This is a genomic window from Planomonospora sp. ID67723 (genome assembly GCF_015711605.1).
Taxonomy (GTDB): Bacteria; Actinomycetota; Actinomycetes; order Streptosporangiales; family Streptosporangiaceae; genus Planomonospora_A.
Window position 1 is genome coordinate 1,019,297 of the sequence record NZ_JABTEZ010000001.1, and the last position, 18,948, is coordinate 1,038,244.

Below are 18,948 nucleotides of genomic sequence, written 5' to 3' on the forward strand. Positions count from 1 at the left end.
TGTCCTCGTGTGACAGACATGTGGGACCTGGTGATCATCGGGGCGGGCCCCGCCGGCTCGGCGTCGGCTCTGCGCGCCCTGCAGCTACGCCCCCAGGCCCGCGTGCTGCTGCTGGACCGCGATGCCTTTCCCCGCGACAAGGCCTGCGGAGACGGCATCGCCGCCCACGGCAGTGATGAACTGGCGTTGCTCGGCGTGCCCGGCCTGATCGACGACTACCGGCCCACACGACACCTGTCGGTGATCTCCCCGGGCGGGGCGCACGTCACGGCCACCGTGGCCCGGCCCAATCACGTCGTCCCCCGCACCGTCTTCGACGCCCGCCTGGTCGAGGCCGCCCGCGCCCGCGGAACCCACGTGCGCCGCCACCGGGTCCGCACGCTCACCCAGCACGGCGATCACGTCGTTGTCGACGGGCGCGTGGCCGCCCGCGCCGTCATCGCCGCCGACGGCGCCAACTCCACCGTGCGGCGCCTGCTCGATCTGCCCGCCAGTCCGTCTCGCCATACCGCGATCGCCGTACGGGGCTACGCCGAGGTGCCCCCGGACGACGACGTGCAGTTCATCGCCATGCAGCACGACGGCTGGCCCGCCTACACCTGGTCGTTCCCCATCGGCGACGGCACCGCCAACATCGGCTTCGGCATGCTCGTGCCCCGCCTGCGCGCCACCGGCCTGCCCGGCCGCCAGGTCTTGCACGGCCGGTTGAACGCGCTGCTGCCGCACCTGGCGGCCCGGGATCTGCGCGCTCACCATCTGCCGCTCTCCCCCGGTCGGCCCACGCCGGGCCGCGGCCGGGTCCTGCTCGCCGGAGACGCCGCCAGCCTGATCAACCCGCTCACCGGTGAGGGCATCTATTACGCGTTGCTGTCGGGCCGGCTGGCGGGGGAGGCCGCCATGCGCGCCGCCGCACCCCTGCCGGCCTACCGGCGGGCCTTGCGCGCGGCGCTGGGGCGGCACCTGCGCACCACCGATGTGCTGGCCCGGCTGGCCCAATCGCCGGGCTTCATCGACGCCGCCATCGATGTGGCCGCCCGGCAGGGGAAGGTGTTCGACCTCCTGGTCGAGGTGGGCCTGGGCGCGGGCACGGTGCCGGTGCCGCTCGCCTATGCGGTGATGCGCCGCTGGCTGCTGGGGGCCGGAGCGCGTTAGGGGGCCGTCCCCGCGCCCGCGATGGCGCGGGTTCGAGGGGGTCAGCCGACTCGGTGCACCTGGTCGGTCACAGCCCCCAGGAGCGCTCTCAGCGCGGGAGCCGTCGGGCCCTGCCGGGTGACGGCGACGAGGCGACGCCGGATGTCGGCTTCGGCGACGTCACGGATCACCAGCGCCGTGTCGGCTGCCGGCAGCGTCAAGACCGGCAGCAGTCCGACGGCTCCCGTGGTGCGCACGAGATCGAGCTGGATCTCCGCGTCGTTGGAGCGGTGCCGTACGTCGGGTTCGTAGCCGCCCAGGGACCGGCAGGTCCCCACCACCATGGCGTGGTGGCCGGTGCCCGCGGCGGAGGCGACCCAGACCTCCTCGCGCAGCGAGGCCAAAGTGACGGGCCCGTCCTGCCGGGCCAGCGGATGCGCCGGTGAGAGCACCAGCTTGAGTGGTTCCTCGTGCAGCGGCGCGAAGCGCAGCCCCGCCGGCCGGGGGCGCGGGTGGCCGTCGTACTCGTCGCTGATGACCAGGTCGACCCCTCCCAGGCGCAGCTCCGGCAGCGCCTGCTCCAGCTCGAGTTCCGAAACCTCCACCCGCACCTGCGGGTGCTGGAGCATCATGCGGGCCACGGCGGGTACCAGCAGGCGACGCGCCGCCGACTGCAGGCCGCCGGCGCGCACGGCGCCGCGGACCTCACCGCCCAGGGCCGCCAGGTCCGCTGCCGCCGCCTCGGCCGCGGTCAGCAGGACCCGGGCGTGCTGGGCCAGCAGACGCCCGGCGTCGGTCAGCCGCACCCCGCGCCCGGCCTTCTCCAGCAAGCGCGCGCCGGCTTCCTTCTCCAGAACGCTCAACTGCTGCGAGATCGCGGACGGGCTGTAGTCGAGGGCTGCCGAGACCGCGGCCAGCGTCCCGCGTTCCTCGAGTTCGCGCAGCAGGCGGAGCCGACGGAGATCGAACATCACCATTCACAAATACTAATGAATAAGGTCCAGTAATCGTCGCTGGACGCGATGAGTCGGGGCGGCCGATGCTGGAGGGCATGGGTCCCGCACTGTGCTTGGTGTCCGCGGCGTGCTTCGGCGCCATGGCGATCTTCGGCAAGCTCGCCTACTCCGCCGGCGTCTCGCCCGCAGCGCTGCTGCTGGTGCGCTTCGGCCTGGCGGCCGCCGTGCTGATGCTGCTGCTCCTTCTGCGGCCGAGCCTGCGCCGCAGCCCTTCGCCTCCCGTTTCGCCTCCCGTTTCGCCTCCCGCCTCGCCGACGCGTCCTGCCCGCGCGGGCGCGGGCGCGGGCGTGCTGGCGACGGCCGTCGGGCTGGGTGCGATCGGGTACGCCGCGCAGGCGAGCCTGTACTTCTCGGCGCTGGAGGTGATGGACGCCTCGCTGCTGTCGCTGGTCTTCTACACCTATCCGCTGCTGGTCACCGTGACGGCCGTCCTGCTCGGCCGCGACCGCCTGACTTCTGGACGGGTCGCCGCGCTGGTGGCCGCGTCCTGCGGAACGCTGCTCGTCCTGCTCGGTACCGGCGGGCTGGACTTCGACCCGCTCGGCGCGCTCCTGGCCTTCGGCGCCTCGATCACCTACACCGTCTACATCCTGGTCTCCGACACCGTCGTGCACCGGCTGCCACCGGTGCTGCTCTCCACGCTGGTGATGACCGGAGCCGCCTGCACCCTGGCCGCCCGCGCCCTGCTCACCGGCGGCGTCGATCTCGGCTTCGGTCTCCGGGGATGGCTGTGGCTGGCGTGTATCGCGGTGGTGTCCACCGTCGTGGCGATGCTCACCTTCTTCGCGGGCCTGCGCCGCACCGGCCCCTCCACCGCGGCCATCTTGTCGACCTTCGAACCGGTCGTCACCACGGCGCTGGCCGCTCTCACCCTGGCCGAGTTCCTCACCCCGGTGCAGCTCGCCGGAGGCCTGCTCGTGCTGTCCTCCGTCGCCGTCCTGCAGGCCCGCCCGGCCCGGGCCGGGCGCCGCGCCCGGCAACCCCGCCAGACGCCTGAGCGGCCTGCCGTCGACGCTCCGAAGGAGCCCGTCAGGGAAACCTCTGCGGCGGGGGGCCGGCGCAGCCGGTGCGACGGCCCGTGACCTCCTCGACACGAGGTACCGCCGATCCCATGACCCGCAGACCGCAACGGCCTATACGCTGTCCCGCTGTAACACCAATACCGGCAAACTCAACAGAAGGGGCATTTCTGATGACCTCCCGCATCGGGCAGCGAATCGCCGTCTTCGCCACCGCGACGTTGGTCGCCACAGGCCTCAGCGTCATCACAGCTGGGCCCGCAGCGGCCAGCGGATGCTCGGCGCCGCCGTGCGGGCGGGTGGAGAACAAGACCGGCACCTACATCAGGGTGCGCTGGAAGAACGACAACAGCGACCCGTGGTCCTACGCCAGCCTCGCTCCCGGCCAGGGCATGGGCGGGTACTGGCACCGCCCCAAGCGGGACATCGACGGCTTCTACGCCCCCAAGAACTGCCGCACCGCGTACTCCGTCCGCGCCGGCAGTGAGTACCACGTCTACGGCGGCTGGGTGAAGGTCAGCTCCAACGAGACCGCCAAGGTGCTTTCCGTCACCTGCCCCGGCTGAACAGCCCCCAGAAGGGCCGTGATCCGCCTAACGGCCCTTCCCGAGGCCCGTCTCCCGCTGCGGAGAACCGGCTGCACGCGCTGTCCGCCGCTCGTCTACCGGGGACTCCGCTCCGTCGGCTGATCCGGCGGGGGGAACCGGTAGCGCAGGATGCGGCCCACATCCCGCAGTCCCGGGATGCGGGCCAGCACCCACATCTGGGCCCGGCCGGCGGCGGGCAGCTTGTCCAGGCCGGGCATGTCGACGCTGCGCAGTGCGTCGAGGCACTCCAGCCCTTCGCGCCAGCCCTCGATCTCGGACGGGTCGTCGACGCCCCAGTGCAGCGTCGCACCGGCGTTGCGTACGGCGGGCACCAGTCTCTGCATCCGGATGCCCAGCGTGCCGTAGCAGTCGAAGAGCAGTTGCCCGCCGGGGAAGCGCCCGGTGATCCGCCGGATCAGCCTTCTGCCCTCCTCCTTGCGCAGGTACATCGTCAGACCCTCGAAGACGGCCACGGCGGGGCGGTCCGCGGGAACCTCGTCGAGCCATTCCTCACCGGTCACCGAGGCGCCGATCATCCGGTAGTCACCCGGCGGGGGCGGGAGCAGCCGCTCGCGCAGTTCGATGACCTCGGGATAGTCGACGTCGAACCACCGGGCCGAGGGCGGGCGGTCGAGCCGGTGGACGCGGGTGTCCAGGCCGCAGGCCAGGTGCAGGACGGTGGCATCGGGGTGGTCGGCCAGGAACCCGGCGGTCCAGTCGTCGAGCTGCCGGGCGCGGATCGCGACGCCGGCCGCGGTCGTGGCCGTGATCCCGGTCCTGCGGAAGTCGTAGTCGATGCGCCGCACCGCCCGGTCGGCCTCGTGATCGCCCAGGACGGGGTCGGGCGAGCGGCTGTCCATCGCCCTGCCGTACAGGGTGGCGAGCATGGTCTCCTGGGCACCGGTGAGAGTGATCTTCTCGCGCTCCATGGCGTCCTCCGGCTGGCTGTGGTCCCCGGTGGCCGCCTCCCGGCCACCGGTCCACGCTACGTCCGCTGTAACATGCCGCTCGGTCGGCCGGTCCGGCGCCGGTCCACAAGCAAGGAGCGCCTCGTGCGAGACATCACCGTGTTCAGCGGTAGTGCCCACCCCGAGCTGGCAGCCGAGATCTGCTCGCACCTGGGGACGCCGCTCCACCCGGTCCGGGTCAAGCGCTTCGCCAACGACTGCCTGGAAGTGCAGCTGCAGGCCAACTGCCGCGAACGCGATGTTTTCCTCATCCAGCCCCTCGTCGCCCCGGTGCAGGAGAACCTCGTCGAGCTGCTCCTCATGCTGGACGCCGCCAGGGGAGCCTCCGCGGCCAGGACGACCGTGGTGATGCCGCACTACTCCTACGCCCGGTCGGACAAGAAGGACGCCCCGCGCATCTCCATCGGGGCACGCCTGGTCGCCGACCTCCTGGTGGCCGCCGGGGCCAGCAGGGTGCTGACCATGACCCTGCACTCACCCCAGGTGCACGGCTTCTTCAGCGTCCCCGTCGACCACCTGCACGCGCTGCGCGAGCTGGCCGCGCACTTCCGGCAGTACGACCTCTCCAACACGGTCGTCGTCTCCCCCGACCTGGGGAACGCCAAGGAGGCCGCGGCCTTCGCCCGCATCCTGGGGACCGGGGTCGCCATGGGGGCCAAGCAGCGCATCAGCGACGACCGCGTCATCATCGGCTCGGTGATCGGTGAGGTCGAGGGCAAGGACGTCATCATCCTGGACGACGAGATCGCCAAGGGTACGACGGTCATCGAGCTGCTCGACCGCCTCCGCGAGCGGAAGGTCGGCTCGGTGCGCATCGCCTGCACCCACGGCCTCTTCGCCGACGGGGCCGTCGACCGCCTCGGCGACCGGCCCGACGTCGAGGAGATCGTCTGCACCAACACCGTGCCCGTCCCCGACGCCAAGCCCGGCTCGAAGCTCAGCGTCCTGTCGATCGCCCCCGCGCTCGCCGAGGCCATGCGCCGCATCCACGACGGCGAGTCGGTCAGCGCCCTGTTCGACGCCCCCTGACGGAGCCACCGGGCCCGCCTCGCGGACGGCCCGGCTCGGCGCCCCGCGTCACGCCGGTCTCCCGCGGTGCCCGGCTCCGTCTAGGGTGATCCGCCATGGACAGTCTGCCCGCGATGATCGGTACGGCCGCCGCCGTCTTCGCCGGGACCAACGTCGACGACCTCATCGTCCTGACGGTCCTGTTCCTGTCCGCCCGAGCCGCCGGACGGCCGCGCCCCTGGCAGATCGTCGCCGGCCAGTACGCGGGCATCGCCGTGCTGGTCGCGGTCTCGGCCGTCGCGGCGCTCGGCCTCACCATCGTTCCCGACGAGTGGACCGGACTCCTCGGCCTCGTCCCGCTCGGCCTCGGTCTGTGGAGTCTGGGCGGGGCCGTACGTTCCCCGGGCGGGGACGAGGCCCCCGTGGCCGCCACCGGGCTCCTGACGGTGGCCGGCGTCACCGTCGCCAACGGCGCGGACAACATCTCGGTGTACACCCCGGTGTTCCGCACCGCCGGTCTCACCGCGAGCCTGGTCACCGTGGCCGTCTTCGCGGTCCTGGTCGGCGCCTGGTGCGCGGCCGGGGCGTGGCTCGGCTCGCACCGGGCGGTCGTCGCCGCCGTCGAGCGGTCCGGGCACTGGCTCGTTCCCGTCGTCTTCATCGTGATCGGGGCCGTCATCGTCGTCGAATCCGGTGTGCTCGGCCGCCTTCTCTGACGGCCCCCGGTGTCACACGCGGGCGGGGGCCGGCGCCGGGACGGGGGCGGGACCTGTCGCGGCCTGACGGGCGAGGGGGACGAAGGAGACGAGCAGGAAGACGGCGCCGACCGGGATCAGGTCCTTGTCGACGAGAGGGAGGAGCAGGTTCACCAGGACCAGGGCGGGCGTCCAGAACCTGACCCGGCCGATGACGGCGAGCTGGACGACGAGGGCGAGCTGGCCCGCGAAGAACAGGAGGGGCCCGCCGTCGTAGACCACGACGGAGACGCCGGGAACCGCTTGGACCCGGTCGAACAGGACACCCATGCCGGCGTGGTCGGCGGCCATGAAACCGACCGCGATGTCGACGGCGAACTGTGCGATGAAGGCGGCGGCGCCGGCGATTCCGGCTGTGGCGCTCACCGTGGAGAGGACGTTCCGGCCCGCCATTCTCCGCATCTCCAGAAATATCTGGATGAAGAGGGCGAGGGCGGCCAGGAAGGCGAGGTGGCCGGTGGTCCAGGCGAGGCCGGGCCCCCGGCTGCCGTCGAGGCCGTCGAGGATCCGGATCACCCCGTAGGCCATGACGAGCAGCGGGGCGGCGACGAAGGCGAAGCGGGGATGCATTCCGTGACTCCCGGGGAATCGGTGCGGGGCGGGTGGAGGCCGGTCCCCGCCGGCGGGCGGGCGGATCGGTGAGCCGGCGGTCCGGCGGGGCCGGAGCCGTACCGGCCTGCCTCCGGAGGGGACACCCCGATTCTCCGGACCGCGTGCACCGCGCACATCGCCGACACGGGCGATGCCGGTCATCCCCCGCACGAGGGAGACGGCGGGCCGGGCCCGTCGGCGATACTCGGGTGCCATGTCCCTCTCCCCGCTCGTCGCACGGGTGCGAGCGCTCCCTGCCCTCGTGCCCGACGTGGCGCTGACCGTCCTGGTGCTCGCCGCCCAGTCGGTGCCGTTCCTGTACGAGACCCGCCGCCTCAGCGACGAGCCGTGGTCGGTGGCGCACTACCTCCCCGTCCTGGCCTCCGCGCTGCCGTTGGTCGTGCGCCGACGCCACCCGTTCGCCGTGCTGGTCCTGTCCCTCCTGGCGCTGGGCGCCTACTCCCTCAACGACCCGGACAACCCCTCACAGCCCATCTGGTACAGCCTGCTCGTCGCCACCTACACCGTCGCCGGGCGCTCGCCCCGGCGGTTGCGGATCGCCGCGGCCGTCATCACCCTCGGCGGCTCCCTGCTCGCCGTGGGGTCGGTCCCCACATTCGTGCGCGGGACGGTGACCTGGGCCGCCGCCTACGCGCTCGGCCGGGCCGTCGCGGTGCACCGCGCCTACGCCGCCGCGCTGGAGGAGCGGGCCGTGCAACTGGAGCGCGAGCGTGAGATCGAGGCCGAGCGCGCGGCCGAGCGCGAGCGGGCCAGGATCGCCCGTGACATGCACGACATCCTCGCCCACGCGGTGAGCATCATGGTGGTCCAGGCCGAGGCCGGTCCGCTGGCCGTACGGGCCGACCCGGCACGGGCGGAGGCGGCCTTCGAGGCGATCGGCGCCGCGGGCCGGGAGGCGATGGCGCAGCTGCGGCGCATGCTCGGCCTGCTCAAGGAGTCGGGCGGGCCGAGGGACCCGCAGCCCACTCTCGACCGGATCCCCGAGCTGGTCGGCCGGGCGGGGGACGGCGGACCCCGGGTCTCGCTGACCGTCACCGGCACACCCGCGGGGCTTCCCGCCGACGCGGAAGTGGCGACCTACCGGATCGTCCAGGAGTCGCTGACCAATATCGTCAAGCACGCCGACGCCACCACGGCGGAGGTCCGCCTCGACTGGAAGGACGACGCGCTGGTGATAACCGTCACCGACGACGGCTCCGGCCCCGCCCGCCGCCCCCGCGATCCACGGCTCTCCGGCGGTGACGGGCTGATCGGCATCCGCGAGCGGGCCGCGGCCTGCGGCGGCACCGCCTCCTTCGGCCCCGCCCCGGACGCCCGGGGCTTCCAGGTGTCGGTACGGCTTCCGCTGCCGGGGTCCGCCGGGGTGGAGCGGTGACCATCGACGTGGTGGTCGCCGACGACCAGGAGCTGGTGCGCAGCGGCTTCGCCATGATCCTCGGCGCCCAGCCGGACATCACGGTCGTCGCCGAGGCCGGGGACGGGGTCCAGGCGGTCGAGGCGGTCCGCCTGCACCGGCCGGACGTGCTGCTCCTCGACATCCGGATGCCGCGGATGGACGGCATCGAGGCCGCCCGCGTGGTGTGCGCCGAGACCGGCACCAGAGTTCTCATGCTCACCACGTTCGACCAGGACGACTACGTCTACGACGCCTTGTACGCCGGGGCCAGCGGCTTCCTGCTCAAGGACGTCCGCCGCGACGACCTGGTCCACGCGGTCCGGGTCGTGGCCGCAGGGGACTCCCTGCTGGCTCCGGCGGTGACCCGGCGGCTGATCGACGACATGGTGCGCAGGCGGCTCCGGCAGAACCCGGCCCCCACCGGGCTGGACGGGCTCACCCAGCGCGAGCGTGAGACGCTGGTCCTGCTGGGCCGAGGGCTGTCCAACGCGGAGGTGGCCGCCGAGATGCTGGTCAGCGAGCACACCGTCAAGACGCACGTGAGCAACGTGCTGATGAAGCTCGGCCTGCGCGACCGGGTGCAGGCGGTCATCGCCGCCTACGAGTCCGGCCTCATCCAGCCGGGCGGCCGTTGAGGCGGCCGACCCCGGGGAGGGCCCGCCGGGCGCGTTCGTCAGCCGGGCGGGGACGGGGCGGGCGTCGAGACGGGAGGCGTGCCGACGGGGGACGGCGGGTTGAGGAGGGACAGGCCGCCGGGGAACAGGTCGACGGGGGGCGTGCCGCCGGGCGCCGGGGCGGCGGAGGGTGCGCCGCAGGTGCCGGTGGCCTGGCGGGCCTGGACGATCTGGTCGACGTTCCTGGAACGGTACTCCTGCTCCTCCTGCGGGGGCAGGACATATCGCCATGAGCCGCTCTCGTGGGCGAAGTCGTAGTCGTAGGCGGTCGGATCGCCGGAACGCGTGGCGGTGACCAGGGCGGCGTCCCCGGTGATCATGACGTCGGTGATGGTGAACGTCATACCGGAAGCGATCTGCGGGCAGAGCTGGAACAGGCGCACGTACTCCTCACGCGTGATCAGTTCCTGGGCCCGCTTGCTCCACAGATCCCAGAACTCGCCGGAGGATCCGCTCGCGTAGGCGTCGAACGCCGTCTGGGCGGCCTGCCGTACCGACTCCTCCGTCCGGGCCGCGCCCGAGGCGGAGGGGCTCGGCGCGGAGCTCTGCGCCGCGGGCGGCGGGTTCAGCACCGTGAGGAGGATCACGGCCGCCCCGATGAACAGGCCGACGGCCGTGAGGACGATCACGGTCAGCCCTCGGCCCGTCTCACCCTTCGGCGGTGGCGGGCCGTGCTGCGGCGGATAGCCCACGTTCGGTCTCCGGGGCCGGTCGGAAAGGATTCCTGTGATCGTAACGTCCGGCGACCGGGCTGGCCATGATCGTCAGTCCTCGTACGGCTCGGCGGGAGCGTCGATCTCCATGAGGTCCGTGGCGGCGAGCTCGGGATGGACGACCCCGGCCGGCATCTTGTCGAACGCGTGGGGAACCCAGGTGCCGGTGACCTCGACCCAGGTGTCAGGAGGAGGCGCGGCGACCCCCTTGACCGCGACCTTGAGCGGGAACGCGTCGGCGGCGCAGCAGGCGAGCTGCATGCGGGTGACGAACCACTGGCCCTTCTTCTTCGACGGCACGACGAACCCGGTCAGCCTGACCTGGCGGCCGGTGAGGGACTTCTTCTCGTCGTCCCAGGCCCTGGCGATGAAATCGCCGATCTTCATGTCCACCGGGCCCTCGCCGGTCAGCGGGGTGAAGGAGCTGAGCGCCTGCGAGCGGGGCGGAGGCGTGTCGTCCCGGGACGCGGCGAACGAGCCCAGGGCCGGCGGCGCGATCAGGAAGATCGCGAACACCGGCAGGCACATCAGCCACGCGATCCGGGGACCGCCGTGACCGTGCCCGTCCGCATGGTCATGCCCGTCCGCGCCGCCGTGCCCCTCCGGGCCCTCATCCGGCCGCTCGTGCCCGCCGGCGTGACCGCGCCCTGCACCGTCCTTCTCGGATCGCAGGGACTGGACCAGCCCGGCGATACCGAGGACCACCAGCACCACCCCGGCCCCGACCAGGAAGGGCCGGAAACCGGGCTTCACGTAGTTCAGGTAGGTCGTGGAGAACGCCGAGATCCGCAGTACGGCCCCGCCGAGCAGGGCCAGGATCAGGTTCTGGGTCACGCGGTTCACAGCAGCAGCCATCCGAACAGGGAACTCGCCAGGACGGCGAGCCCGAAGGTCAGCGGGACGAACCTGACCGCGAAGGCGCGGCCGAACGTGCCGGTCTGCAGCGCGATCAGCTTGAGGTCGACCATCGGCCCGACCACCATGAAGGCCAGCTTGGCGGTCGGCGAGAACGCGCTCATCGAGGCGGCCACGAACGCGTCCGCCTCCGAGCAGATCGAGAGCAGTACGGCGAGCAGCGCCATGACCAGCACCGCCAGCCACGGGATCCCGGCCACCGCGGTCAGCCACTCGCGGGGGACCAGCACGTTGATCGTGGCGGCGGCCAGCCCGCCGACGATGAGGAACCCGCCGGCGTGCAGCAGGTCGTGCCGCATGGCCTCGCCGAACGCGGCGAGCTTCGAGCCCTCGCCGTGCGGGCGGGACGGGATCCGCAGCCACTCGCTCCTGCCGAACCGCAGCCACAGCCAGCCGGCCAGCACCGCCACGACCAGAGAGGCGCCGAACCTGGCCGCGACCATCAGCGGCTGGCCCGGGAAGGCCACGGCGGTCGCGACCAGCACGATCGGGTTGATCGCCGGGGAGGCGAGCAGGAAGGCCAGCGCGGCGGCCGGGGTCACCCCCCGGGCCATCAGCCCCGACGCGACCGGGACGGACGCGCACTCGCAGCCCGGCAGCACCGCTCCCGCCACCCCCGCGACGGGCACCGCCGCCGCCGGGTGCCGGGGCAGCGCCCTGGTCCAGAACGAGCCGGGGACGAACGCGGTGATCGCCGCGGACAGGGCGACCCCGAAGACGAGGAACGGCAGCGCCTGCACGCAGATCGCCACGAAGACCGTGGCCCAGGTCTGCAGAGCCGCCGAGGTCAGGTACGGCGCGAGCGCGATCCGCCCTACGACGAGCAGCGCGATGACGAGCACGAACCCCCACGGCAGGGCCCGCCCCGGAGCGACGCCGCGGCCCCAGGAGTCCGGGGGGATCGGCCCGTCCTCGTCGACCCACGGCCGCTCGGGGTCGGTCTGGAGAGAGGACATGGTTCGTATCGTCTCAGATTTCGCAGAAGCCATATGTGGTCTGTGAATGTTCCACGTGGAACATTCACCGGTTCGAGCGGTCCCGGCCCGCCTCCCGGGCGGCGGGCCGGGACCGGGGACGTTCAGAGCTGGGCGAGGAGCCACCGGGGGCCGGTGACCTCGGCGCCGTGCTCGGCGACGCGCTCGCGGAGGGCGCGGTCAGCGGTGACCACGAGGACCTGTTCCCAGGCGGGGGCGTTCCGCACGGCGCGCACGATGGTGTCGTCGCCGCTGCCCGGGGCGGGCAGGACGGTGACGCCGGGCACCGGGGGCACCTCGCGGGCGGCGCCCTCCACGACCATCAGGACCCGGGGGAACCAGCGGGCCAGGGCGGGGAAGCGCTCGGGGACGGCGCGCAGCCCGCTGCCGGCGAGGGCGCCGACCTCGGAGACCAGCCGGGCGGTGGCCCCGGCGCGATCCCGCCACCAGCCGTGCTCGGCCCGGGCGCCGACGATGTTGGCGGCGTCCAGGACGACCACCAGGGGGCGGAGCGCCCGGCTGACCGCGGGCCAGGTCTCGGCGAAGCCGGGATGGAGCCTCCTGGCTCCGACCTCGTCGAGGGGAAGCCATCGCAGGTCGGCGCTCTCCCTGTTGGCCGGGACGGCGGGGAGCAGCCCCTCGGCCTCGGCGATCACGGTCTCGAAGGACCAGCCGCCGTGGTCGTCCAGGTAGACGCCCTGCACCCGCAGGCCGTCGCCGTACAGCGCGGCCTCCTCCCGGGCCTCGCGGAGCGCGCTGGTGATCGAGTCCTCGTGACTGTCGCGGGCGCCGCCGGGCAGGCCCCATGTGCCGCCGTGGTGGCTCCAGAACGAGCGTTTCTGCATCAGGATGTGCGGCGTGCCGCCGGCGTCGTGGTGCACGGCGAGCAGTCCCGAGGCGCCGTGCACCCCCCAGTGCCGGTGCCCCCGCTCGCAACGGGCCCAGCCGTCCCCGTCCTTGGCCGCCATCATCCTCCTGTCGAGGGGACTGTCGGATTCACCCGGCAAGGGAGATCGCCTTCCCATTATGGTTCCTGCGCCCGGAACCGTCAGGCCCCGTCCGCAGGGAACGCCGATCAGGGCGCGCTCATGACGGGGGTCCCGCCGCGCGAGCCGGGTGCTCGTGCGACGGGACCCCCGGAGGCGGGCCGGGTTTCAGTTCCGGCGCAGTCCCATGTACTGGAACTCGGCGAAGGCGGCGACCAGGAGGGCCTGGGCGACGACGAAGGCGACACCCAGCGGGTTGGGGTCGACCCAGCCGGTGAACAGCAGGGCGATGCTGTCGACGACCCACAGCGCGTTGACGGCGATCACCGCCTGGACGCCCCGCCGGGCAGGGGCAGGACGGGTCGCCAGGTAGGCGAGGAACGCGACGAACGGCAGCAGGCCGATCCCGGCCCAGCGGAGCAGCGGCTCGGGAAGGCCGAGAAGGCCGGCGAGCGGGGCCGCGGCGGCGGCCAGGATGACGGCGAACCCTCCGGTGAGGATCGCGTCGGCCTGCAGCGCGCGGGCGAGCAGGGGGGTGCGGGGGGTGACGGCGGCGGTCGCGGTCATGGGTCTCTCCTTCGCGGTGCGTCTTTGCGGATGCGTCGGCTTCCGACGCCCTCAGCACACCGCCTCACCCACTGCCATCTGCAGACACGGCACTGCCATTCACTGCCAGTTCTCTGTGCGGAGGTCGTCGGCGACGAGTTTGGCCGCCGCGTTCTGCCAGTTGTAGAGCGTACGTTCGGGAACTTCGCGGAGGAACCAGTCGAAGGCCTGCCGCTCCTCGGGGGTGAGCCCGTCGCGCCCCGCGCCGCGCCGGTACGGCCGCAGGCCCCGGACGTACGGGAAGTAGAGCACGTTGTAGAAGCGCCACTCCTCGCTGGTGCCGAACTCGCCGTCGCGGGGTTTGAGGCGCTGGATGCTCTCCAGCAGCAGGTTCCGCAGCTCGGCGGCCCGCTCCAGGGGGCTGTCGCCGGTGACCCGCTTGTCGATCGCCGGCAGGTTGGCGAGCGGGCTGCTGGCGAGCTTGCCCAGGTCGCCGTAGCCCGCCAGGGCGCGCCTCGTCAGGCGGGTGAACTCGCCCTCCTCCATCGGAGGAGGGCCCTGCTCGCGGCGGGGCAGCGCCTCGGCGGAGTCGCGCAGCTCGGACCGCTCGCGGCGGATCCCCGGGTCGCCGGGAAAGGCGATCCGGTCCAGGGCCCGGTGCACCGGCCCGGCCAGCGTCTGTACGGCGACGGCGACCGCGACGACGCCGAACAGCAGCGCCGCCAGTGCGGGGGTGGGTTCGCCGAGCGCCACGGCCAGGGCCACCTGGCCGCCCGAGGCGACCGCCACGACCACGGCCCCCAGCAGGGAGCGCAGCATGTCGCGCCAGAGCGCCTCGCCCGCCTGGAAGGCGCTGGACATCGCGATGGCCACCCCCAGCATGGCCATGTCCACGTCGATGGCCAGTACGGCGAACAGGCGGGCCGGGCCGAGCAGCGGGAACACCAGCAGCGCCGCGCCCAGCCCGAAGAACAGCGTGGCGACCGCCACCAGCCGGCCGACCCGCGGCGGCCTGGCCCGGAGCAGCAGCACCAGCACCCCGGCCAGCGGCGCCAGCAGCAGCACGCCGGCCACCGCCCGCGCCGCGGTGCTCACCTCCGCGTCCCAGCCGGAGGCCACCAGCCACGCGAGCGCGGCGAGCGTGACCGGGACGAGCCCTCTCGACCAGGTCCTCTCCAGCCGTTCGCTTCCGGGAACCAGGGTCAGCACGGCACCGGCCCACAGCAGCACCGGCAAGTGGATCAGCACGATCTCGGCCGCGGCGAGCACCTCGGCCCCGGGACCCCCGGCGGCGGCGCGCACCTGCCCGGCCGCCAGGGCGAGCCCGTAGGCCAGCAGCCCCAGCCCGGCCCGTCGCGGTCCGCGCTCCCGCGGGTCCCGCACGATCACGTACAGCCCGAGCCACCACGTCAGCCCGAACACGGCCGCGACGGTGAAAAGCATGGAAACCCCCCTTTCCCGCCGTGAGCGTACCGACCACGGCCCGGACCCCGCCTCCCACGGCCAGGGCTCGCGCGGGGCGGATCTCCGGGAACGAGGTCCGCGGGTCCGCGGGGCGGGTCCTCCCCCGTCCGCGGTTTCTCCCGGAAGCGGCCGTCGTCTTCTCCCGGAAGCGGCCGTCGTCACCCTCACACTTTCCGTACAACGTACGGTACATTGTACGGAGAAGAGATGAAGGGAGCCGTAATGCAGCAGGACAACGAGCGCAGCGAACTGTTCACGCCGAGCGCCGAGGACCTCGCCGGTGTCGAGGCATGGTTCGCCGAATACGACGCACTGGCCGCGCGGGGCGCCGTCCAGGAGATCGCCGACCTGGCGGTCTTCCCGCTCAACCTGGCCACCGACGTGCCCGGCGGGTTCGGCGCGGTCAGCCAGTGGGACCGTGAGGAGTTCGTGCGGGTGATGACAGAGGTCATGGGCGGCGGTACGGCCGGCATGGAGACGAAGTCCGTCCGGACTCCGCGCTTCCTCACCCCCAACCTCGTGCTCGTCGAGACGGAGGCCACGGTCACCGTGGAGGGGCAACGGCAGTCGATGCGCTACGCGGACCTCCTCGTGCGCACCGCGGACGGGTGGGCGTTCCAGACCATGGTCCAGGGAGGGTGGGGCCACGGCTGGCCCCCCGCGACGCGCGGCTGAATCCCTGTCAGCCGGGAATTCGCTGCGCGGAGACGCAGACGGCCCGTGGCCCCGGGAGGGGCACGGGCCGTCTGTCCGTGACGTGTCGGCGCGTGCGGCGGACGTCAGCGGCGCAGCCGACCGGCCAGATCGCGCGGCGCCCCGCCACAAGAGGCGGTCGCCGGCCGGAACGCCGTGCACGGTGCCTGGCACAATCCTCAAGGTGACCCGGACAGCACCCCTCCATCTACGGGTTCCCGCCGCGATCCTGGACATCGCCCTGCTGGCCGTCGTCGTAGACGTCGGCGAGACCCTCACCGCGTCCTGGGGCCACCTGGTCGCCCTGGTCTCCGCTCACCTCTACCTCTGGCTGCTCCACGCCCACAACGGCCAGACTCTCGGCAAACGCCTCATGAGGATCAAGGTCGTCTCCACGGAGAGCGGGCGGCCGCCGTCGTCCCAGGCGGCGGCGATCAGATCGGGGGTCTTCCTGGCGACCCTGCTGATCCCCGTGTTCGGCTGGTTCGTCGGGCTCGTCAACGTGATCTACCTGCTGTGGAGCAGGAAACGGCTGTGCTACCACGACCGTCTCGCGGACACGGCGGTGGTGCGGTGCCGAGAAGCGGCCCGGAACCCGGCGGGGATACCGCCCTGACGGTACGGTCATCCCGTGACGGTAGAGGCCTACCGCGGAGGCGGGCGCGCCAAGTCACCTCGCCGGCATGACGCGGCGCACCCCGTCCGGAGGCGACAGTTGTCCCCATGAAACGACATCTGCGCATTTCAGCGTTCGTTGCAGTCCTCACCGCGGCCGTGATCGCCGGTCCGGCGCATGCCGAAGCCCCACCGGCAGGCACGGTCGACATCACGGTGACACCCGCGGGGTTCGCGGCGCCGGCGAGCGTCCGCGCCGGCGCCCTCACCCTCACCGTGCGCTCGCAGGACCCGAAGGGCGCCTGGGTCGGGCTGGTGCGGCTACGGCCGGGGGTCCCGCTCGACCGGTATCTGGGGCACCTCAAGCAGGCGATGGACGACGACCCGTCCACCTCGGTCGCCGGCGGCCGGGCGGTCGCCAGGGACGTCGTCATGCTGGGCGGGGCGGCCACCGGGCACGTCCCCGTAGCGGTGACCACGGTCGTCACGCCCGGCGAATACCATCTGGTCGACTTCCGCGACGTCGAGGAGCCGGACTTCGCCCAGCGCGTCCGGCCGCTCCGGGTCGTCGGTCCGGGCGCCGGTCCGCGGACGCCGTCCTCACCGCCCGAGGTGATCACGGCGACCGACTCCGGCTTCGTGGCGCCCCGCCAGATCACCTCGGGATCACCGGTACTGGTGGTCAACAGGTCGAGCCAGTTCAACGAGGCCATGCTGATGCCGGTGCGCCCCGGTACGACTCTGGCGGATCTGGACGCGTTCTTCTCCGGAACCGGCGGCTACCCGTTCACCGAAAGGCCGACCGGGGTGGTGCCGATGTCGCCTTCGCGAGCCGCGCTCATGACCGCCGCGCTGCCTCCCGGCGAGTACGCGCTGGTCACCTGGGTCCGGAATCTGCGCACCGGCCGGATGTTCGCCCAGGAGGGGATGCGTGAACTGGTGAATATCATTCCCGCCGACGCTTCGACTCCGTGACGGAGGCCCGGTTGTCCCGAATCATGTCGGTGCCCGTACTGCGCGTTCCCGCCGCCGACGCCGCGATCGGCCTGGGCCTCGCCGTACTCGTGCTGGCCGCCGGGGTGACCGGGCTCGGCCCGCTCGGCCCCGCCGGATCGCTGGACGTCGGCGCGATCGTTCTGGCCGGTGCGGCCGCCGGAGTGCTGAGCGCGCGGCGCAGCGCACCGTTCCCGGTGCTCCTGGCCGCCAACGCGATCACTGCGGCGTGGTACTTCCTCGACTACCCCGGCCGCCTGATCACCCTCGCGGTGTTGATCGGCTGCTACACGCTGGCGGCCGAGCACGGACGGTGGTGGGGTCTGGCGGGCTGGGGAATCACCGCCGCGGTGTCGACGGTCGTGGTGCACACGGCTTTCGACGTTCGATGGTTCGACGACCGGGCCGTCAACGCCTTGTCCCTGGAGATCGTCGCCGTCGCACTCGGCGCGTCCGTGCACTACCACCGGGCGGCGGCGGTGAGCGCCCGCGAGCGGGCGGAACAGGCCGCCGAGATCCGCGCCGGACAGGCCCGCGCACGCGCGGCCGAGCAGCGACTCGAGATCGCCCGCGAACTGCACGACGTCCTCGGCCACACCATGGCCACGATCAGCGTGCAGGCCGGGGTGGCGGTACACCTGATGAACCGCCACCCCGGCCAGGCGGCGAACGCGCTGACCACCATCAAGACGATCAGCGATGAGGGCCTGGCCGAAGTGCAGATCCTGCTCGGGGCCCTGCGCGCCGACGGGGGAACGCCGTCGCACGGCGGTCTCGCCCACATGGACAGGCTGCTGGACGTCACCCGTGCGACCGGCACGCCGGTGGAGCTGACCGTCCGGGGCGAGCGCAGGCCGCTGCCCACACCGGTCGACCTCGCCGCGTTCCGGATCGTGCAGGAATCGCTCACCAACGTGCGCAGGCACGCACGCGCCACCTCCGTCCAGGTGAAGCTCGACTACGGTGAGGACATGCTGGAGATCGTGGTGCGCAACGACGGCGTCACCGACGCCGGGCCGCCGACGCCGGTCGGCGGCAACGGGATCGGCGGCATGCGCGCGCGAGCGGCCGCCCTGGGCGGAACGCTGAGCGCGGACGCCCGGCCGGACGGGACGTTCGAGGTGCGGTGCTCGCTGCCGGTCGACGGGAGTCCCTGATGCCCCGGCCGATCCGCGTGCTCATCGCCGACGACCAGTCGCTCGTGCGCGCGGGGTTTCGGATGCTCATCGACTCCGAACCGGACATGGAGGTGGTCGGTGAGGCCGGAGACGGGGCGACCGCCGCGGAACTCGCCCGCGGCACCCGGCCCGACGTGGTCCTCATGGACATCCAGATGCCCGGCACCGACGGCCTGGAGGGCATCCGCCGGATCATGGCGGACGCCGACCTGGAGTCCGTGCGGATCCTGATCCTCACCACCTTCGACGACGACGCCTACGCGGTCGAGGGCATCAACGCCGGCGCCAGCGGATTCCTGCTGAAGAGCACCGACCCGGCTCAGTTGCTGCACGGGATCCGACTGGTCGCCGGAGGGGAGGAACTGCTCGCGTCCGGCCTGACGCGCAGGCTGATCGCCAGGTTCGCCGCCCCGCCGGTCGCCGTCGACGACACCGTGTTCGGCGCGCTCACCGCCCGCGAACGCGAGGTGGTGGCGCTGGTCGCGCAAGGCCTGGACAACGAGCAGATCACTCGGCGGCTCTGCATCAGCATGGCCACCACCAAGACGCACGTGAGCCGGGCGCTCGGCAAACTCGACGTGCGAGACCGCGCGCAGCTCGTCTCACTCGCCTACCGGCACGGCCTGGTCCGGCCGCCCCAGGCACATTGACCTCCTACGGCGAGGCGGGCGAGCACCAGGAGCCCGCCGTCCCCGCCCCGGCCGC

21 protein-coding genes are annotated in these 18,948 nt (G+C 72.7%); 12 read left to right on the plus strand and 9 right to left on the minus strand.

What is annotated here, in order from left to right:
• Window positions 1–18: 18 nt before the first annotated feature.
• Window positions 19–1,152 (plus strand): geranylgeranyl reductase family protein, encoded by a 1,134-nt coding sequence (locus HS041_RS04820; RefSeq protein ID WP_196440773.1) that lies wholly within the window; start codon window positions 19–21, stop codon window positions 1,150–1,152.
• Between the two features lie 41 nt (window positions 1,153–1,193).
• On the opposite strand, the gene HS041_RS04825 is transcribed toward HS041_RS04820, so the two are convergent.
• Complete coding sequence (locus HS041_RS04825; protein ID WP_196439286.1) at window positions 1,194–2,108, minus strand: LysR family transcriptional regulator; 915 nt, start codon at window positions 2,106–2,108, stop codon at window positions 1,194–1,196.
• Window positions 2,109–2,182: 74 nt separating this feature from the next.
• On the opposite strand from HS041_RS04825, the gene HS041_RS04830 reads away from it, so the two are divergent.
• Window positions 2,183–3,229 carry a DMT family transporter gene (locus HS041_RS04830; RefSeq protein ID WP_196439287.1) on the plus strand — a complete coding sequence of 349 codons (1,047 nt, stop codon included), beginning with the start codon at window positions 2,183–2,185 and terminating at the stop codon, window positions 3,227–3,229.
• Between the two features lie 110 nt (window positions 3,230–3,339).
• On the plus strand, window positions 3,340–3,732 hold the full coding sequence (locus HS041_RS04835; protein WP_196439288.1) for a hypothetical protein: 393 nt from the start codon (window positions 3,340–3,342) through the stop codon (window positions 3,730–3,732).
• Window positions 3,733–3,827: 95 nt separating this feature from the next.
• On the opposite strand, the gene HS041_RS04840 is transcribed toward HS041_RS04835, so the two are convergent.
• The gene (locus tag HS041_RS04840) at window positions 3,828–4,682 is read right to left on the minus strand and encodes a class I SAM-dependent methyltransferase (protein WP_196439289.1); all 855 of its coding nucleotides are present in this window, start codon (window positions 4,680–4,682) and stop codon (window positions 3,828–3,830) included.
• 123 nt (window positions 4,683–4,805) lie between these two features.
• On the opposite strand from HS041_RS04840, the gene HS041_RS04845 reads away from it, so the two are divergent.
• Both HS041_RS04845 and HS041_RS04850 read left to right on the plus strand, forming a co-directional pair.
• Window positions 4,806–5,750, plus strand: coding sequence for a ribose-phosphate diphosphokinase (locus HS041_RS04845; RefSeq protein ID WP_196439290.1), 945 nt, complete (start codon window positions 4,806–4,808; stop codon window positions 5,748–5,750).
• A 95-nt stretch (window positions 5,751–5,845) separates the two neighbouring features.
• Entirely contained in the window at window positions 5,846–6,445 is a 600-nt protein-coding gene (locus HS041_RS04850; RefSeq protein ID WP_230878423.1) for a cadmium resistance transporter, read from the plus strand.
• A gap of 12 nt (window positions 6,446–6,457) precedes the next feature.
• On the opposite strand, the gene HS041_RS04855 is transcribed toward HS041_RS04850, so the two are convergent.
• On the minus strand, window positions 6,458–7,054 hold the full coding sequence (locus HS041_RS04855; RefSeq protein WP_196439291.1) for a hypothetical protein: 597 nt from the start codon (window positions 7,052–7,054) through the stop codon (window positions 6,458–6,460).
• A gap of 235 nt (window positions 7,055–7,289) precedes the next feature.
• On the opposite strand from HS041_RS04855, the gene HS041_RS04860 reads away from it, so the two are divergent.
• Together HS041_RS04860 and HS041_RS04865 are read left to right on the plus strand one after the other, a co-directional pair.
• Entirely contained in the window at window positions 7,290–8,471 is a 1,182-nt protein-coding gene (locus HS041_RS04860; protein ID WP_196439292.1) for a sensor histidine kinase, read from the plus strand.
• On the plus strand, window positions 8,468–9,127 hold the full coding sequence (locus HS041_RS04865) for a response regulator (RefSeq protein WP_196439293.1): 660 nt from the start codon (window positions 8,468–8,470) through the stop codon (window positions 9,125–9,127). Before HS041_RS04860 ends, HS041_RS04865 begins: the two co-directional genes overlap by 4 nt.
• A gap of 38 nt (window positions 9,128–9,165) precedes the next feature.
• On the opposite strand, the gene HS041_RS04870 is transcribed toward HS041_RS04865, so the two are convergent.
• From HS041_RS04870 to HS041_RS04895, 6 genes are all read right to left on the minus strand, one after another.
• The gene (locus HS041_RS04870; RefSeq protein WP_196439294.1) at window positions 9,166–9,795 is read right to left on the minus strand and encodes a nuclear transport factor 2-like protein; all 630 of its coding nucleotides are present in this window, start codon (window positions 9,793–9,795) and stop codon (window positions 9,166–9,168) included.
• 135 nt (window positions 9,796–9,930) lie between these two features.
• Window positions 9,931–10,734, minus strand: a complete 804-nt coding sequence (locus HS041_RS04875; RefSeq protein WP_196439295.1) for a TIGR03943 family putative permease subunit — start codon at window positions 10,732–10,734, stop codon at window positions 9,931–9,933.
• The gene (locus tag HS041_RS04880) at window positions 10,719–11,750 is read right to left on the minus strand and encodes a permease (protein WP_196439296.1); all 1,032 of its coding nucleotides are present in this window, start codon (window positions 11,748–11,750) and stop codon (window positions 10,719–10,721) included. Before HS041_RS04880 ends, HS041_RS04875 begins: the two co-directional genes overlap by 16 nt.
• Window positions 11,751–11,872: 122 nt before the next feature.
• Window positions 11,873–12,775 (minus strand): NUDIX hydrolase, encoded by a 903-nt coding sequence (locus HS041_RS04885; RefSeq protein ID WP_230878424.1) that lies wholly within the window; start codon window positions 12,773–12,775, stop codon window positions 11,873–11,875.
• A 147-nt stretch (window positions 12,776–12,922) separates the two neighbouring features.
• Window positions 12,923–13,321: a hypothetical protein gene (locus tag HS041_RS04890; RefSeq protein ID WP_196439297.1), complete on the minus strand. Its 399-nt coding sequence runs from the start codon at window positions 13,319–13,321 to the stop codon at window positions 12,923–12,925.
• Between the two features lie 99 nt (window positions 13,322–13,420).
• Complete coding sequence (locus HS041_RS04895) at window positions 13,421–14,743, minus strand: hypothetical protein (RefSeq protein ID WP_196439298.1); 1,323 nt, start codon at window positions 14,741–14,743, stop codon at window positions 13,421–13,423.
• A gap of 228 nt (window positions 14,744–14,971) precedes the next feature.
• On the opposite strand from HS041_RS04895, the gene HS041_RS04900 reads away from it, so the two are divergent.
• From HS041_RS04900 to HS041_RS04920, 5 genes are all read left to right on the plus strand, one after another.
• Window positions 14,972–15,439: a nuclear transport factor 2 family protein gene (locus tag HS041_RS04900; RefSeq protein WP_230878425.1), complete on the plus strand. Its 468-nt coding sequence runs from the start codon at window positions 14,972–14,974 to the stop codon at window positions 15,437–15,439.
• Window positions 15,440–15,641: 202 nt separating this feature from the next.
• A complete protein-coding gene (locus tag HS041_RS04905) occupies window positions 15,642–16,073 on the plus strand; it encodes an RDD family protein (protein WP_196439299.1) in 432 nt (143 codons plus the stop codon).
• 107 nt (window positions 16,074–16,180) lie between these two features.
• A complete protein-coding gene (locus HS041_RS04910; protein WP_196439300.1) occupies window positions 16,181–17,047 on the plus strand; it encodes a hypothetical protein in 867 nt (288 codons plus the stop codon).
• Window positions 17,048–17,058: 11 nt separating this feature from the next.
• Window positions 17,059–18,222 carry a sensor histidine kinase gene (locus HS041_RS04915; protein ID WP_196439301.1) on the plus strand — a complete coding sequence of 388 codons (1,164 nt, stop codon included), beginning with the start codon at window positions 17,059–17,061 and terminating at the stop codon, window positions 18,220–18,222.
• Window positions 18,222–18,893: a response regulator gene (locus HS041_RS04920; RefSeq protein WP_196439302.1), complete on the plus strand. Its 672-nt coding sequence runs from the start codon at window positions 18,222–18,224 to the stop codon at window positions 18,891–18,893. The genes HS041_RS04915 and HS041_RS04920 overlap by 1 nt, the downstream gene beginning before the upstream one ends.
• Window positions 18,894–18,948: the final 55 nt, after the last annotated feature.